The organism is Mesorhizobium sp. C372A (assembly GCF_030323245.1).
Lineage (GTDB): Bacteria > Pseudomonadota > Alphaproteobacteria > Rhizobiales > Rhizobiaceae > Mesorhizobium.
The window spans coordinates 1,556,998-1,572,240 of record NZ_CP100475.1; the positions used below are offsets into that span (position 1 = coordinate 1,556,998).

Consider the following 15,243-nt stretch of genomic DNA (forward strand, 5'->3'; position numbering starts at 1 on the left):
TGCGCCGATCTCATCGCTTTCAGGACTTCGCCATGACCACGCTTCCCGGCATCGCCGACATCCATGCCGCCGCCGCGCGGCTCTCCGGCCTGATCGCCGAAACGACCTTGATCGAATCGCTGGAACTCAACAAACGCTTCGGCGGCCGCATCCTGTTCAAGCCGGAGACGCTGCAGCGCACCGGCTCGTTCAAATTCCGCGGCGCCTACAACAAACTGTCTTCGCTGAGCGAAGAAGAGCGCAGCCGCGGCGTCGTCGCCTTCTCCTCCGGCAACCATGCTCAGGGCGTCGCCGCGGCGGCTGCCATGTTCGGCGTCAAGGCGGTCATTGCCATGCCGGCCGACGCGCCGGCGATGAAGATCGCCAATGTCCGCAAGATGGGCGCCGAAGTGGTGCCGTTCGACCGCTTTCGCGACGACCGCATGACGGTGGTGCGACCCTACATGGACAAGGGCATGGTGCTGGTGCCTCCTTTCGACGATCCGGCCATCATCGCCGGCCAGGGCACGATCGGTCTCGAACTGATGCGCCAGGCAAAAGCGCTCGGCGTCAGCCTCGATGCGGTCGTCATTCCCTGTGGAGGCGGCGGCCTGACGAGCGGCATTTCGATCGCCGTCAAGGATGCCTCGCCGGCCACGGCAGTCTGGGCCGTTGAGCCCGAGCATTTCGACGACACCCGCCGCTCGCTGATCGAGGGAAAAAGGGTTTCCAACGAGCCCGGCCACAGTTCGATCTGCGATGCCATCCTCACCGCAGAGCCCGGTGCCATCACCTTCGAGATCAACCGCAAGAACCTCGCCGGCGCCATCGCCGTCTCCGACAAGGCGGCCGCACAGGCGGTGCGCGACGCCATGGCCCATCTCAAGCTGGTGGTCGAACCCGGCGGCTGCGTGGCGCTGGCGGCGCTCTCGTCAGGCGAGATCGAACTGTCGGGCAAATGCGTCGCCGTCGTGCTGTCAGGCGGCAATGTCGATTTCACCACCTATGCCGAGATCATGGCTGCGGCCTGAGAACCGATATGGCAGACGCTGAGATAAGGGCGGCTCTCGATCGCCATTGGGCTGCCTCCGATGCCAATGATTTCGAGACGGAGCATCAGATCTATCGCGAGGACGCGGTGCTTGACTATCCGCAGTCAGGCGAGCGCATCAGCGGACGGCACAACATCCAGCCGTCGCGCGCCGCCCAGCCCAACCGGAAGCGCTTTGCCGTGCGGCGGATCACCGGGTCAGGCGACCTCTGAATCACCGAGTATGTCCTGACCCATGACGGGATTCCGTCCTATACGGTGAGCATCATGGAGTTCGTCGATGGCAAGGTGGTTCGCGAGACCCAGTATTTCGGCGATCCGTTCGAGCCGGGGCAGTCGCGCGCGCAATGGGTCGAACGGATACCTTGAAACACGGCGGCGGTAGCATGACCAGCCACCATCCGCTCGATCGTGCCGAACTGCCTGATGATACGGCCGATCTCGCCCGCTATCTCATCGGCAAGCTCGTGGTGCGGGAGCTGCCGGAAGGCATCGTCAGCGGCCGTATCGTCGAGACCGAGGCCTATGTCACCGGCGACGCCGCCGGGCACGGCTATCGCGGCATGACGCCGCGCAACCGTTCGCTGTTCCTCGGGCCCGGACACGCCTATGTCTATCTCGCCTATGGGGTCTCCTGGATGCTCAATGTTTCGAGCGAGGGGCCAGGGACCGGCACCGGTGTGCTGATCCGGGCGCTCGAACCGCTCGAAGGCATTGCCATCATGCGGCTGAACCGGGGCGTGGAGCGCCTGCGCGACCTGGCGCGCGGGCCGGGGCGGCTCGCACAGGCATTGCGGATCGACCGTTCGCTGGACGGCCTCGATCTGTGCCGCCAAGGCCCGCTATGGCTGGCAGCCGACGAGCATCAGGCCGGCGACATCGGCCAAGGCATCCGCATCGGCATCACGAAGGATGCGGACCGCCCGCTGCGGTTCTATGTCAGGGGCAGTCCGTTCGTCAGCGGTCCGCGATCGCTCAATTCCTGAACGCTCAGTCGAGCGTGCGCCTGAACCGCACCAATGCGACGCCGGCAAACAAGGCCACGAACCCGACCAGCCAGGCGATCTCGCCCGCAACCGCCGGCAGTTCAGCGCCCTTCAGCATCACCGCGCGGGTAATGCGCAAAAAATGCGTCAGCGGGAAAATCTCGCCGAAGGTCTGCGCCCAGCCCGGCATGCCGCGATAGGGGAACATGAAGCCGGACAAAAGGATCGACGGCAGGAAGAAGAAGAAGGTCAGCTGCAGCGCCTGCATCTGCGTGCGGGCGATGGTCGAGATGGTGTAGCCAAGCAGCACCAGCGCCAGCACGAACACCAGCACGGCGGTAAGCAGCAGCGACATCGAGCCGGTGAAAGGAATGGCGAACAGAAGCTTCGACGCCGCCAGCACCACCACCACCTGGACGCCGCCGACCACCAGATAGGGCAGCACCTTGCCCAGCATGATCTCGAACGGACTGGACGGCATGGCGAGCAGGTTTTCCATCGTGCCGCGCTCCGTCTCGCGCGTCAGCGCGATCGATGTCATCATCACCAGGGTCATCTGCAGGATGACGCCGAGCAGGCCGGGGACGATGTTGTATTGCGAGATGCCTTCGGGATTGTAGCGCTGGTGCACCACCACATCGAGCTGGCCCCTGGCGGTCTCAGTCGCCGCCTCCTGCATGCCTTGCGCCCGAAGCAGCGCCTGGCTGGCCACTTTGCTCAGCGTCGAGATGGCGCCGCTGGCGGCGGCCGGGTCGGTGGCGTCGGCCTCGATCAGGATCTGCGGGTTGTCGCCGCGCTCCACCCGGCGGCCGAAATCGGCCGGGATGGTGACGACGAAGGCGACATCGCCGCGCGCCATCAGGAATTCAGCGTCCTCGGCACTTTGCGCGACATGATCGAAGCGGTAGTAGCCGGTCGTCTGCAGGGCCGCGACAATGGCGCGGGTGTAGGGGTCGTTGCTGGTCGCCACCAGTGCGGCAGGCAGGCTTTTGGGATCGTTGTTGATGGCGTAGCCGAACAGCACCAGCTGTAAAAGCGGCACGCCCAGCATCATGGCGAAGGTGATGCGGTCGCGCCGCATCTGGATGAATTCCTTGATCAGCAGCGCACCGAGCCTGGCGAAGGAGAAGACCCTGTTCATGCCATATTGTCCTTCGAGCCGGACATGAACTGGATGAAGACGTCCTCGAGGCTGGTCTCGCCGGGTTTTACGCTGACGCCCTTGTGCTCCTTCTCGACATCGGCGAGCGCCTTTTCGAGCTTTGCCTTGTCGGAGCCGACGACATGCAGCGTCGCGCCGAACGGCGCCACCTGGTCGACGCCGGGCCGGTCCCTGAGTGCATCGGCGACCTGGTCGAGGCGCGGTCCCTGCAGCACGAAGGTGGTCAGACCGGCATTCGTCACCACCTCGTCCACCGTGCCGGTGGCCAGCATCTTGCCGTAGGAGATGTAGCTGATGCGGTGGCAGCGCTCGGCCTCGTCCATGTAGTGGGTGGACACCAGCACGGTCAGACCGCCGCTCGCCAGCCGGTGGATCTCGTCCCAGAATTCGCGCCGCGCCTTCGGATCGACGCCGGCGGTCGGCTCGTCGAGCAGCAGCAGCTTCGGCTTGTGCATGATGCAGGCGGCCAGTGCCAGCCGCTGCTTCCAGCCGCCCGACAGCGTGCCGGCGAGCTGGTTGCGGCGGCTCGTGAGGCCAAGCTCTTCCAGCGTTTTCGACACATGCTCCTCGACCGGCTTCAGTCGGTAGAGCCGCGCCACGAATTCGAGATTCTCGCCGATCGTCAAATCCTCGTAGAACGAGAATTTCTGCGTCATGTAGCCGACTTCGCGCTTGATGCGGAGCGACTCGGTGCGGATGTTGAAACCCAGCACCGTACCTTCGCCCTCGTCGGGCGTCAGCAGGCCGCACATGATGCGGATGGTCGTCGTCTTGCCGGACCCGTTGGGCCCGAGAAAGCCGACGATCTCGCCCTCGGCCACCGTCATCGTCACATGGTCGACGACAGTCTTGTCGCCGAAGCGCTTGACCAGGCCATGAACGTCGATGGCGTTCATTTTGCGGAGGCCGCCAGCTCGACATCGACGATCTGTCCCGGCTGCAGCGCTTGCGCCTTGCCCTCAGGCCGCGCCTCGACGAGGTAGACCAGCTTCTGCCGGTTCTCGAGCGAGTAGATCACCGGCGGGGTGAATTCCGGGTCGGGCGAGACATAGCTGACGCGCGCCTTCACCTCCGGCCCGCAGCCGTCGCAATGGACGACAAGCAGCGTGCCGACCTTGATCGACGAGAACGCACTTTCCGGGACATAGACGCTGAGCTTCACCGCACCGTCCGGCAACATCGAAATGACAGGCGCGGTCGGACCGGCGGTGTCGCCGGAATTGCGGATGACGTCATTGATGCGGCCGGGCGAAGGTGCCGCCAGCACGCGCTTCGACAGCCGCCACTCAGCTTGTTCCAACGCCGACTGCGCCTGTTTGACCTGATTGTCTGCCGCCTTGATCGTTTCGGGACGCGCAGGCAGACCGCCGACGGCGAGGTTGGCCTGCGCCTGGCCGACCTGCGCATTGGCGGTCTCCAGCGTCGCGGCGGCGGTGTCGTAGTCGGCCTGCGTGCCGGCACCGCGCTTGAACAGGTCGGCGGCGCGGTCGTATTTGCGCTTGGCATCCGTGGCCTGGGCCTTGGCCATGTCGACCTCGGCCTTCAGCACCGCGATCTCCTCCGGCCGCTTGCCGATCTGCAGGTCGGCCAGCTGCGCCTGCGCCTGGGCGAGCGCGGCCTCTGCCTGGGCGACGGCGATTTTTGCGTCGGCGCTTTCGAGAGTCACCACCGGCGTGCCTGATACAACACGGTCGCCGCGCTTGACCGCGACGGTCTCGACCTGCGCCACCTCGATCGGCGCCAGCAAGACATAGTCGCCCTCGACATAGCCGACGGCAAGCGGCGCTGCCGGCGCGCAGGCGCCGAACAGCTGGGCTGCGAGCGGCAGGGAACAGAGAAAACTCATCGCTTGCTCTCCTTGCGGGCGACCGGATTTCGGGCCGCCAGTATGGCGCCAAGATTGCTTGTGACCGCCGCCACCACCTTGGCGGCTTCGGTGTTACCGATCTCGCGCCAGCCCATACGACGCATCACTGCTTCGCGGCCTATGCGGAAATAGATGACCTGGCCGATCAGCGTGAAGACCACGAGCTTGGTGGCCTCGCTTTCGGCCGGCTCGCCCGTCGCCTGTTCCCAGATCTGGCAGAGGCGGCGATGCGTCGGTTCGAACACCCCGTCATAGATGCGGTCGAGGGCGGCCGTCGGATGCGACAACTCTCTAAGTACGAATTGTACGATCTCGCCCGCCTCCGGCCTGGCGACGATAAATCCTACCATCCGCTCCAATGCGGTCGAGAGCTGCGCCCGCGCCGCCTCTGGACTGGCTTGACCTTGCAGCTGCATTCCGCCGAGCGCCTGGCCGGCAACCGCCTGGATGGTCTCGACGATGTGGTCGGCGGCGGCCGCGCGCAGCCCTTCCTTGCCGCCGAAATGATAGGCGATGGAGCCGATGTTGGCCTTCGCCTCCGCCGCGATCTCGCGCGTCGAGGTGCCGTCGAAGCCCTGCCGCCCAAACAGTTTGAGCGCGGCCAGCACCAGTGCGGCGCGCGTCTGCTCGGCGGGCGATGTCTCCTGGCGGGGCATTTTGTCGGGCGCGGATTTGATCATATCGGTCTGTTTAATCAATCGATTGATTAAAGTCAAATTGATTAATCTACGGCCGCTTGCCATGTCGGGCCGCAGACGCTTTAGTGGGCGGCCATGGGCAAGGAAGTCGAACGCAAGTTCCTGGTCTCCAGCGCCGAATGGCTGGAAATGGCCGAGGCGAATATACGCATTCGCCAGTTCTATCTTGCCGCCACACCCGGCCGCACCGTGCGCGTGCGCATCAGCGACGGCAGTTCGGCGAAGCTGACGCTTAAATTCGGCAGCAAGATCCGCGAGCGTGACGAATACGAATATGAAATTCCACTGGCGGACGCAGAGGAGATGCTGGCCTTCGCCATCGGACATGTCATCGAGAAGACACGCCACCATGTTAGGCATCGCGGCTATCTCTACGAAGTCGATGTTTTCGGCGGGATTCTAGCCGGCCTTGTGGTGGCCGAACTGGAGACGCCGGAGGATGTACCTGACGAAATGCTGCCTGATTGGCTCGGCCGCGAAGTGACCGGCGAGCAGAGATTTTACAACGCGTCGCTCGCCCTAGAGCCGGATGATTTTAGGTCGGGTCGACCTAAAATCGGAATCCGGCTCTAAATCAAAAGAGATGGAGCATGATGTCGTCCGAAAACCGCTTCACACTTTTCGGCATCATGCTCTAGGGGGATTCCGGAGATCGCCGCATGAGCTTTCGCATCGACCCGCGCCTGCCGCTGACCGGCGAGGTCAGGCGTATCCTTGGCGAGGAGATCGGCAAGGCGCTTGCCCATCTGGCCGTCGCGCGCGACCAGCCGGAGCAGGCATTGCACAAATGCCGCAAGCGGCTGAAGAGTGCGCGTTCGTTGCTGCGGCTGGTCCGTTCCGGCAACGAAACATTTTGTCAGACTGAGAATCAATGCTACCGGCAGGTGGCGGCGCTGCTTGCCGGGCCGCGCGAGGCGACCGCCCTGGTCGAGACCGTCGACCGGCTGGCAGCCGCCTTTCCCGAGCAGGTTGCCGGCGGCGGCCTCGACAGCGTGCGCGACCGGCTGATTGCCCGCCAGCATGAAATGCATGCCGGCGCCGGCCTCGACGCCGCCATAGGCGCGGCCACCGCCGCCTGCGAGGAAGGCCTCATCAGGATAGAGCGGCTGCTGCTCCCCGATCTGCCTGAGCATGCAGCCGATGTGCTTGCGGAAGGCGCTCGCAAGACCTTGCGCCGGGCCAGGAAGGCGCTGGACAAAGCCGGATCCCACGGAGGAGCCGAGGATTTCCACGATCTGCGCAAGGCTGCCAAGACCCACTCGATGCATTTGTCGCTGCTCGGCCGGCTATGGCCGACGCCGATCAAGGTGCGGCGCAAGGCAGTCGACGAACTGGGCGAAAGGCTCGGCGAACTGCACGACGTCTTCGTCATGCGCGTGTTGCTCGAGGCCGACGGTGAGCCGCTCGGCGATGCGCAGGACACAAGGCTTCTTGGCAAGCTTTTGAAGCGCTCGGAAAAAAGCCTGAAGAAGAGCTGCCTTGCCGGAGCGGCCGAGCTGTTCGGCGACAGCCCCAAGCGCTCGACGAAGAAACTCGCGCGCAATGCGCGCGACGACCTCGCCGGCCCGGCATCCTCGGAAGAGGTCCCGGTCGGTTGATCATGGCCGAGGACGTCACCTCGTGCTAGTCACACTTTGCCATGACCGCGCCGCGCGACACGCTTCTCGACCGCCTTGGCCGCTGGCTTGCCGGCCGGCTGCAGGACGAATCCTCCGGCTATGAGCCCTACACGCCGTCCGACGCCGAGACGTTGCGGCGCACGCTCGAGCCCGGCGACATCCTGCTCATCGAAGGCAACCAGAAGATCTCGGCGGCAATCAAATACCTGACACAGTCGACCTGGTCGCATGCGGCTTTCTATATCGGCGATGCCTTGTCCGAGCCGGAGGACGGATCGGAACGGCGTCGGCTGATCGAAGTCACGCTCGGCGAAGGCTGTGTCGCCGTGCCGCTGTCGCGCTACCGCACCTACAATACCCGTATCTGCCGGGCGAGCGGGCTGACCCCGGAAGACCGCGACCATGTCGTCGCCTTCATGATCGGCAAGCTCGGCCTGAAATACGATCTCAAGAACATTTTCGACATGCTGCGCTTTTTCCTGCCGACGCCACCGGTGCCGGTGCGCTGGCGCCGCCGCATGCTGGCTTTCGGTTCCGGCGATCCGACCCGCGCCATCTGCTCGACGCTGATCGCCGAAGCCTATGGCGAGATCCGCTACCCGATCCTGCCCGAGATCACCCGCGCGCCCGGCCGCGCCTCGGCGCAGTCGAACTATTCACGCCGCGAAATCCTGCACATCCGCCACCACTCGCTCTACACGCCGCGCGACTTCGACCTGTCGCCCTTCTTCCGCATCGTGAAACCGACGCTGGAATTTGGGTTCGACTACCGGGCGGTGACCTGGGAAGATAGGGCCGCTGAGGCGAAGGCCGCCGAATAGCAACCATTCAAACCGGCGCCGATGGCGAGTGGCGCCCTATGAGATCATTCGAGACAGTGTCGATGATCTCAGCGGAAAGCGTCGGATCGGGCACGACGCGGGAGAGGATCACCGATCCGACCATTTCCGCTAGGAATGCGATCGCGGCACTCCGCTTCGCGGCCGGGTCGCTTCCCGGCAGGAGTGAAATGATCAACGCGACATAATTGCTGACGATGCTTCCGAAGAACGATCGAAGCGCTGGATCGTCGTGCCGGGCGGCATCGGCCGCCAGTGCGGTGAGGCTGCATCCGTGCCCCGGATTGTCGCGATGATGGTCCGAGATGTAGTGGCGCACGAGCGTCTCCAACGGAGTATCGGTCGAAGCGAGCCGGGCGGATAGATCGGCGCTCATGTCACTGAAGGCCCGCTGCATGGCCTGAACGATGAGGTCGTCCTTCGACTTGAATTGTCGGTAGAAGCCTCCGTGGGTAAGCCCGGCCGCGCTCATCAGATCGGCAATGCCGATCCCGTCGATCCCTTGTTCGCGGAAGAGCTTTGCAGCGGTATCGATGACCCGCTCTCGATTTAACTCGACCATCTCCTTGCTCACCTTCACGACCGCATCCTCTCCTATTGATGATGATCGACATATAAGACGTGGCGGAGGCGCTTGACAATGATTACGGCGGTCATTATCACCCAATGATTACGATCATAATCATTAGGCAGGAAAGTTGAGATGACACAAGTTCAGTCGCGCGCCGAGGAGATCGCGCTGATCACCGGCGCTTCGGGTGGCATCGGGCATGCGGCCGGACTTGCGCTCATCCGGGCGGGGTATCGCGTGTTCGGCACCAGCCGCCGAGCTGCGCCCAACGAAGTGCGTCAGGGCATTCACATGGTCCCTTGCGACGTCACCGATGATGGGTCCGTCAGAGACGCCATCAAGCAAGTTGTCGCCCTCGCCGGCCGGATCGACGTACTGGTAAACAATGCGGGCCGCAGCCTGATCGGCGGCGCCGAGGAATCATCGGTCGCTCAAGCCCAAAGCCTGTTCGACATAAATGTCTTCGGCATCGTTCGCATGACCAATGAAGTGCTGCCCATCATGCGCAGACAGGGCGAGGGCCGGATCATCAACATCAGTTCGGTGTCCGGTTTCCTGCCGGGGCCATTCACCGCCCTCTACACCGCCACCAAACACGCAGTCGAAGGATATTCCGAGTCGCTCGATCACGAACTTCGAACGTTCGGCATCAGGGTTTCCCTTGTCGAGCCCGCCTTCACCCGCACCGGACTGGAAGAGAACGCCGAACAGCCTGACCGGATTTCCGGCGTCTACGAGCAGGGGCGCTCAGCCATGAATTCGACCTGGCGCAACAGAATCGCGAGCGGCGATCCGGTGGAAGCCGTGGCCGACAAAGTGGTACAGGCAGCCACCGAAAAGACGCCGAGCATGCGCTATACGCCTGGCAAAACGGCAGGCCGTCTTCGCTTCATGCGGCGCTTCGTGCCCGAAAACATGTTCGACAAGAGCTTCCGCAAGCAGATGGGCGTGGCCGATTGATCTAAAATCAAGGCATCGCCAGGCCAGTCCGGCAGGCGAGCCTCCTTTCGCCGAGGAGCGCCGAATGAAGTCCTATTTGTGCAAATATATTCCGCCGCGTTCCGACTTTCTGGCAACGATGACCACCGATGAGGAAGAGTGGATGAAGCAGCACGGAGCATTCCTGGATGACCTGCTTGAAAAGAGGCTTATCGTCGCGCACGGCCCCGTGATGGACCCGGCTGGCGGTTATGGGGTGTCGCTCTATCGGATTGCCGATGATCTGGACATAGAGGCGATCACCTCGGAGGACCCGATCGTGAAGAATGGCGCCGGGCACTACGAACACCATCCGATGCTGCATTTGAAAACGCACGGCTAACCATTTCGACCAAACCGCATCGATGCGGCAGCGAAAGTCGCTCTCGAACGGGCCAGCTTTGCGCACGCTGGCGGGCGCGATCCTGTCGAGGTTTCTGGCGTCCATCCTGCCGAGGTGCAGGCGTCTCACATGGCGGCCTGCATCACGCCGAAACCGCAATAGCGCCCTGGTTTTCGGCTCTGTGTTCGACCCAGACATGGACCGGTTCGTCCCGGCCGCGGATGCTAACCGGTCCATGATCGCGCGCATTCAGCTGTGTCCCGAGCGATTCCGCCTTCGCGGCCTCAATCAGTCGTGACCCAAAGCAAATATTCGCCTGAAGCTCCCGGCAGAGCGCCTGCAAACGGCTGGCGACGTTGACGGTGTCGCCCACCACCGCGAAGGACAGGTTGCGCTCGCTGCCGACCGCGCCGAGGACGACGGCGCCATATTGTGCACCGATCCGAACGTCCAGCGGCGGATATCCCCTGGACACACGCTGGACATTCCAGTCTTCGATAGCGGCGATCATCGCTTCAGCGCACCGGATGGCCCGGGTTGCGTCGTCATGGCTGGCTTGCGGTACCCCGAAGGTCGCCATGATGCAATCGCCGATATAGTTGTCGACGGTGCCATGGTGGTCGAAAACGACCTGCTCCATGCGACGGTGGAACTGACGCAGTAGTTCGAACACTGCTTCGGCCGGATGATCCTCGGAATAGTGTGTGAAGCCGACGATGTCGGCGAACAGCACCGCGATATCCTGCCGGCGGACCGGACCGAAGGGCTCGTCATCCGAGGCGAGCTGGTCGACGACATTGGGCGAAAAATGCCGGGCGAGATTGGCGCGGGCGCGCTCCGCCTTGACATAGTCTTCCGACAGATGCCGGGAACGGGAGACGACCAGCGCCATGATCGCGCCGATAATCAGGACAACCAACACATTGGTCGCCTGCGCGAACGTATCGACGAAATTGGGGTTGAGATAGAGATTCAGTCGCTCTGTCATCGGCAGCGAATAGAGGTTCGTTGCCGGAATGACGGTTCCCGCATGCAAAACCACCCATCCCACCCCGATCGTCCACGTCAAGGCCGCGAGCGCGCCGAGATAGAGCGCCAATCGCGTCGAAAGGGTCAGCGCGCCAAGGCATACGAAAATCAGCAGGAATTTGAAGCTGCCCTCGCGCAGTTGCATCGCAGCCGGCGCGACCTCGAGGGAAAACGGGTTGGGCGTTACCAGCAGAACGGTCAACAGAATGATGTCCAGCGTACCGACGAGGTAACCGATCCACCATGGCGCGTTGCGACGGCGCGCAAAGCGAAACTGGATCAGGCCGACGAGCTGGAACAGCGCTAGGCCCGCCAGCACGAAGAGCAGCGAGGCATCCCAGCGGCTGATCAAGGAAAAGAAGCAGGAGATCACGGCGAGCGATGCCGTGCGCGCCCAGAACTGCAATGCAGCACCCTGGCGTTCTGCGCGCTCCCGCAAATTTTTCAGGCGCGAATAGCGGCGAAGTTCAAGTGTTGGCGCGGTCGGCATAGGATCACTTCGATTTTGCGGGGACGGTCACGCATTCGGCAAACCCGCCCCGTACAGTCTGGCAAATCAGCGCGCGAACTCTATCATGGTTTCGTTTTTGAAACGCGGCTGGCGCGTCAAGCCGGCAACGGGCGGCGTCCCTTTGCCGGAGCGGTGGGCCGGTCGGACGCACCGGCATCCCTGGGGTGCGGGCCGATCGGCATGATCGCCGGAAACGGGGTTGCGCCAAAAGCAAATGTCCATTTGTAGCCGGTCAGCCCGTCTTCCGGCGTCGTGTGCTGGTCGTGATGGGCGAGCAGTTTGGCGCGCTCGGCCAGTTCCTCCGCCTCGCGCTTCACCATCTCCGCCGTCTCCGGCCGCATCCGCCTGGAGAAAGAGACGAAGGTCGCTTCCCGCTCCAGATGGGTGATCGCCCAGCCGATGAAATTCTTGTTTGTCATCTCGAATAGCGGCCTGAGCGGCCCCTCGAAATTCCACTGGATCGGTGTGTCGACCAGCAGCCGTGCCGACAACCCGCTGCCCAGCGCAATGAGGCCGAGCGCTTCGAGATCGCGCAGATAGAGGAACATCGACGCTTCGCTCAAGCCTTGCGAGCGCATGACGCCCTCGGGCGTAAATTTCTCCGACAGCATGACGAAGATGAACAGCAACGCCGGCCGGCCGGCAAGCTTGCGCTCGACCTCCGGCGCGATGCGGTTGACCGGTCCCGGCCCCCGGTTCATCGACCCCAGCACGTTTTCCAGCTCGACGCCGGCGGCAGCGCAGATCCCGACGAGACGGTCGAGCTTGCAGTTGCGCTCGTGGAAGATGCGCTTCACCGTCGGCTCGGAAACGCCCATCCGCCCGGCTAGCTCACGATAGGTGACGCCCTTGGCCTTCAGCGTCCGCTTCAGCGCCTCGAAGATCAGGCCGTTCATGGGATGCACCTCTTTTGCGCCATTTCGTATCGGCTTCCGATACTAGCTCGAATCGTCCTTCCGGAAAAGTATCGGAACTCCTAGCTCTCCGCCATCCATCACAGGAGACCTGGCCATGAAAACCCTCATCCCCTTTATTTGTCTCGCCGCCTTCGCTATCGCGCTCGTGCCTGCGGCCGAGGCCGCCGAACTCTGGCGCGCCTCGGGCTTCGAGCAACCGGAATCGGCGCTGTTCGATGCCGCCAACCACCGCATCATCGTCTCCAACATCGTCGGCAATCCCGGTGAAGCCGACGGCAACGGCTATCTCTCGGTGCTATCGCTGGACGGCAAGGTCGTTAGCCGGCACTGGACCGCCGGCATGGATGCACCGAAGGGCTCGGCGATCTCCGGCGGCAAGCTCTACGTCGCCGACATCACCAAGGTGCGCATCGTCGATCTCGCCAGCGGCAAGCTCATCTCGACGATCGATGTGCCCGGCGCCGTTTTCCTCAATGACGTGACATCGGACAGTTCGGGCAAGGTTTATGTCACCGACATGCTGGCCGATGCGATCTACCGCATTGACGGCGACAAGCCGGACCTGTTCGTGAAGGATGCGAAGCTCGCCGCACCCAACGGCATCTTTGCCGATCGCGATCGGCTGATCGTGGCGTCCTGGGGCAAGGGCATCAAGCCGGACTTCAGCACTGCCGCGCCCGGGGGCCTGCTGTCGGTCGATCTCGCGACGAAAGCCGTGACGCCGCTGCCTGGCGCACAAAACTTTGCCGACCTCGACGGCGTCGTCGCCATCGGCGACAGCATCTACGCCACCGCCTTCATGACCGGCACGCTCTATCGGTACAAAGTCGGCGAGGCGCCGGAGGCTGTAGAGCAGTTCAAGCCGGGCAGCGCCGATATCGGCACAGACGGCACGCGGATTTTCGTGCCGCTGATGAACGAGGGCGAGATCGTGGTGCTGAGCCTGGACTGACGGCGCACATTTGCCGGCTCAGCCAACGGGCGCGGCTTTGAGTTGCGCCCGCGCATCCTTGATCGAAGCGGCAAAGGTCACCAGCGGGCGCTTGACGCCGTGGTTGATCAGCATGCGCCGTGTCTGCGGCGAGGCACCGGCGATGATGAAACGCACTCCTGCGCGCTTCGCCTTGTGCGCCGCGCCCTCGATGACATTGGCCGCGGTGGAATCGAAGAACGGCACCGCCGAACAGTCGAGGATGAAGTTCTTGCGCTGGTCGGCGATGCGGTCGAGCACCGTGCCGACAGTCGAGGCGGCGCCGAAGAAGAAGGCGCCGGAGATGCGATAGACGACGGTGTCGGCGTCGCTTGCCTCGCTTGCATCGTAGGCGCGGCCGCTGCTGTCGGCGACATCGTCCTGCACCAGCGGCAAATCCGCCTCCACGGCGATCGACTTGGCCATGCGGTCGATGAACAGGATCGAGCCTAGCGCGAAACCGACGACGATGCCTTCGGTGAGGTCGCGGAAGACGACGATCAGGAAGGTTGCCATCAGCACCAGGGCGTCGCCGCGCGAAGCGCGCAGCAACGTGGCGAAGGCCTGCTTCTCGAACATGTTCCAGCAGACAACCGCCAGCACACCCGCAAGGGCGGCAAGCGGGATGTAGCTGGCCAGCGGTGCGGCCACCAGCATGAAGACCAGCAGAAAAAGCGAATGCAGCATGCCGGAAACCGGCCCATGCGCGCCGGCCCGCACATTGGTGGCGGTGCGGGCGATGGTGCCGGTGGTGCAGATGCCGCCGAACAGGGCAGACGCGATGTTGGCAAAGCCTTGCGCCACCAGTTCGCAATTGGAACGGTGACGCCGCCCGGTCATGCCATCGGCGACCACGGCCGAGAGCAGCGATTCGATGGCGCCGAGCAGCGCAAAAGCCACCGCATCCGGCAGCACCGCAAGCGCCTTGTCGAGGTTGAGTGCCGGCAGTGCCGGCAACGGCAGGCTGCGCGGAATGCCGCCATAGCGGGTGCCGATCGTTTCCGCCGGCAGCGAAAGCAGCGCCACGACAAGGGAGGCCAGTCCGACGGCGATCAGCATGCCCGGCCAGCCGGGCCGCCAGCGCTTCACCCCGACGATGGTGGCGATGGTCAGCGCCGCCACCAGCGTTGCCGAGATATTGAGCGTGCCGGCCGCGTGGCCGATCGCCATCAGCTTCGGCAGCAGCGGCCCGGGCTCCGGCCCGGCAAGCCTCAGCCCGAACAGTTCGACGATCTGGCCGGAGAAGATGATGACTGCGATGCCGGCGGTGAAGCCGACCGTCACCGGGTAAGGGATGAATTTGATATAGGTTCCGAGCCGGAGATAGCCGATGGCGAGCAGGAAAATGCCGGCCATCATCGTCGCCAGCAGCAGTCCGTCGACGCCTTCGCGCTGCACCGTCGCCGCCACCAGCACGATGAAGGCGCCGGCCGGGCCGCCGATCTGGAAGCGGCTGCCGCCGAGCGCCGAGACGATGAAGCCGCCGACAATGGCCGTGAACAGGCCGCGCTCCGGCGTCACGCCCGAAGCAATCGCAATCGCCATCGACAGCGGCAACGCGACAATAGCGACGGTCAGCCCGGCCATGAAGTCGGCCTTGAACTGCGGCAGGCGGTAACCTTCGCGCCAGACCGTCACCAGCTTGGGCGTGAACAGCTCTGAAAATGTCGGCTTTGCCGACTTCTGGGCCGGTTGATGCACTGCCCGCCGGATCTGATCCATG

General features: G+C 63.7%; 16 protein-coding genes and 1 pseudogene. 9 read left to right on the forward strand and 8 right to left on the reverse strand.

The window, feature by feature from the left end; all coding sequences use genetic code 11:
- Positions 1-32 precede the first annotated feature (32 nt).
- From NLY42_RS07175 to NLY42_RS07185, 3 genes and pseudogenes are all read left to right on the forward strand, one after another.
- A complete protein-coding gene (locus tag NLY42_RS07175) occupies positions 33-1,010 on the forward strand; it encodes a threonine ammonia-lyase (RefSeq protein ID WP_023673293.1) in 978 nt (325 codons plus the stop codon).
- A gap of 8 nt (positions 1,011-1,018) precedes the next feature.
- Positions 1,019-1,399, forward strand: a pseudogene (locus NLY42_RS07180) (nuclear transport factor 2 family protein).
- Positions 1,400-1,416: 17 nt separating this feature from the next.
- A complete protein-coding gene (locus NLY42_RS07185; RefSeq protein WP_023739817.1) occupies positions 1,417-2,016 on the forward strand; it encodes a DNA-3-methyladenine glycosylase in 600 nt (199 codons plus the stop codon).
- Between the two features lie 4 nt (positions 2,017-2,020).
- Here the strand turns inward: NLY42_RS07185 and NLY42_RS07190 are convergent, their stop codons facing one another.
- The 4 genes from NLY42_RS07190 to NLY42_RS07205 are packed head-to-tail and all read right to left on the reverse strand — an operon-like array spanning position 2,021 to position 5,725.
- Positions 2,021-3,157 (reverse strand): ABC transporter permease, encoded by a 1,137-nt coding sequence (locus NLY42_RS07190; protein WP_023755338.1) that lies wholly within the window; start codon positions 3,155-3,157, stop codon positions 2,021-2,023.
- A complete protein-coding gene (locus NLY42_RS07195) occupies positions 3,154-4,074 on the reverse strand; it encodes an ABC transporter ATP-binding protein (RefSeq protein WP_023673289.1) in 921 nt (306 codons plus the stop codon). Before NLY42_RS07195 ends, NLY42_RS07190 begins: the two co-directional genes overlap by 4 nt.
- Complete coding sequence (locus NLY42_RS07200) at positions 4,071-5,024, reverse strand: HlyD family secretion protein (protein ID WP_023681280.1); 954 nt, start codon at positions 5,022-5,024, stop codon at positions 4,071-4,073. The genes NLY42_RS07195 and NLY42_RS07200 overlap by 4 nt, the downstream gene beginning before the upstream one ends.
- Entirely contained in the window at positions 5,021-5,725 is a 705-nt protein-coding gene (locus tag NLY42_RS07205) for a CerR family C-terminal domain-containing protein (RefSeq protein ID WP_023755337.1), read from the reverse strand. The genes NLY42_RS07200 and NLY42_RS07205 overlap by 4 nt, the downstream gene beginning before the upstream one ends.
- Before the next feature lie 93 nt (positions 5,726-5,818).
- Here NLY42_RS07205 and NLY42_RS07210 point away from each other — a divergent pair, with 93 nt between their 5' ends.
- The 3 genes from NLY42_RS07210 (at position 5,819) to NLY42_RS07220 (ending at position 8,183) form a co-directional block, all read left to right on the forward strand.
- Positions 5,819-6,316: a CYTH domain-containing protein gene (locus NLY42_RS07210; protein ID WP_023728787.1), complete on the forward strand. Its 498-nt coding sequence runs from the start codon at positions 5,819-5,821 to the stop codon at positions 6,314-6,316.
- An 86-nt stretch (positions 6,317-6,402) separates the two neighbouring features.
- Entirely contained in the window at positions 6,403-7,341 is a 939-nt protein-coding gene (locus tag NLY42_RS07215) for a CHAD domain-containing protein (protein WP_023755336.1), read from the forward strand.
- 41 nt (positions 7,342-7,382) lie between these two features.
- Entirely contained in the window at positions 7,383-8,183 is an 801-nt protein-coding gene (locus tag NLY42_RS07220) for a C40 family peptidase (protein ID WP_023755335.1), read from the forward strand.
- Between the two features lie 7 nt (positions 8,184-8,190).
- On the opposite strand, the gene NLY42_RS07225 is transcribed toward NLY42_RS07220, so the two are convergent.
- The gene (locus tag NLY42_RS07225) at positions 8,191-8,781 is read right to left on the reverse strand and encodes a TetR/AcrR family transcriptional regulator (RefSeq protein WP_023755334.1); all 591 of its coding nucleotides are present in this window, start codon (positions 8,779-8,781) and stop codon (positions 8,191-8,193) included.
- A gap of 123 nt (positions 8,782-8,904) precedes the next feature.
- Between NLY42_RS07225 and NLY42_RS07230 the strand changes: the two genes are divergently transcribed.
- On the forward strand, positions 8,905-9,732 hold the full coding sequence (locus tag NLY42_RS07230; protein WP_031244752.1) for an oxidoreductase: 828 nt from the start codon (positions 8,905-8,907) through the stop codon (positions 9,730-9,732).
- Between the two features lie 64 nt (positions 9,733-9,796).
- Positions 9,797-10,093: a YciI family protein gene (locus tag NLY42_RS07235; protein ID WP_023703852.1), complete on the forward strand. Its 297-nt coding sequence runs from the start codon at positions 9,797-9,799 to the stop codon at positions 10,091-10,093.
- A gap of 142 nt (positions 10,094-10,235) precedes the next feature.
- Here NLY42_RS07235 and NLY42_RS07240 read toward each other — a convergent pair whose 3' ends face one another.
- Together NLY42_RS07240 and NLY42_RS07245 are read right to left on the reverse strand one after the other, a co-directional pair.
- Complete coding sequence (locus NLY42_RS07240) at positions 10,236-11,612, reverse strand: adenylate/guanylate cyclase domain-containing protein (RefSeq protein WP_023755333.1); 1,377 nt, start codon at positions 11,610-11,612, stop codon at positions 10,236-10,238.
- A gap of 116 nt (positions 11,613-11,728) precedes the next feature.
- The gene (locus NLY42_RS07245; RefSeq protein WP_023739823.1) at positions 11,729-12,529 is read right to left on the reverse strand and encodes a helix-turn-helix domain-containing protein; all 801 of its coding nucleotides are present in this window, start codon (positions 12,527-12,529) and stop codon (positions 11,729-11,731) included.
- Between the two features lie 115 nt (positions 12,530-12,644).
- Here NLY42_RS07245 and NLY42_RS07250 point away from each other — a divergent pair, with 115 nt between their 5' ends.
- Positions 12,645-13,502 (forward strand): NHL repeat-containing protein, encoded by an 858-nt coding sequence (locus tag NLY42_RS07250; RefSeq protein ID WP_023755332.1) that lies wholly within the window; start codon positions 12,645-12,647, stop codon positions 13,500-13,502.
- A gap of 18 nt (positions 13,503-13,520) precedes the next feature.
- Here NLY42_RS07250 and NLY42_RS07255 read toward each other — a convergent pair whose 3' ends face one another.
- On the reverse strand, positions 13,521-15,242 hold the full coding sequence (locus NLY42_RS07255; protein WP_023755331.1) for a SulP family inorganic anion transporter: 1,722 nt from the start codon (positions 15,240-15,242) through the stop codon (positions 13,521-13,523).
- Position 15,243 lies beyond the last annotated feature (1 nt).